The organism is Pseudoalteromonas sp. SR41-7, from assembly GCF_014163935.1.
In the GTDB taxonomy this organism is placed as follows: domain Bacteria; phylum Pseudomonadota; class Gammaproteobacteria; order Enterobacterales; family Alteromonadaceae; genus Pseudoalteromonas; species Pseudoalteromonas distincta.
Window position 1 is genome coordinate 1 of record NZ_JACJEF010000039.1, and the last position, 533, is coordinate 533.

Genomic DNA, 533 nt, shown 5'->3' on the forward strand with positions numbered 1-533 from the left:
TGGCGTTTACCATACGAAGCAACCCGCTTGAATGTGTGTAACCATCATCAGTTGGCGCTTGTATACGATAGTCACCTTTTATGATTAAGGTGCCATTGTTTATGTTAATGGTACCTATGTTATGCAATAAATCGCCTTCTACAACCAAGGTTTTACCGTTAAGGTCAAGCGTAGAACTGTTTCTAAATGACAAGTCGTCAGCAATAGTAACATCTTCATTTAACGTCCAATTCCTACCTATGACTAACTTCGTTAACTTGTTGCCATTCGCCGTTAAGTTGGTCACATTATAAGGCGTACTCCATATAATCCCCGCCGCTAAATTATTCCCTATTTCAAGCTCAGTAAAATAAGACAGGTGATAGTCGTGAAATGAAACTGATTGCACTTCGTCACCGGAGAGCAATACTTTATGTGTTCCACTGGTTCTGAAGTTATAACGATCAGATTCAGCATCAAATGTTGATAATTGCGTAAAGCTACCTTTCACTTCCAATACACCGGCCGTGAAATAGCTACCAGAGGTTGAGCCA

The 533-nt window shown here is 40.3% G+C and carries 1 protein-coding gene; it reads right to left on the reverse strand.

Annotated elements, in window-relative coordinates:
- A partial coding sequence (locus H5092_RS20410) for a hypothetical protein (protein ID WP_220492585.1) occupies window positions 1-496 on the reverse strand: 496 nt, incomplete at its 3' end.
- Between the last annotated feature and the right edge of the window lie 37 nt (window positions 497-533).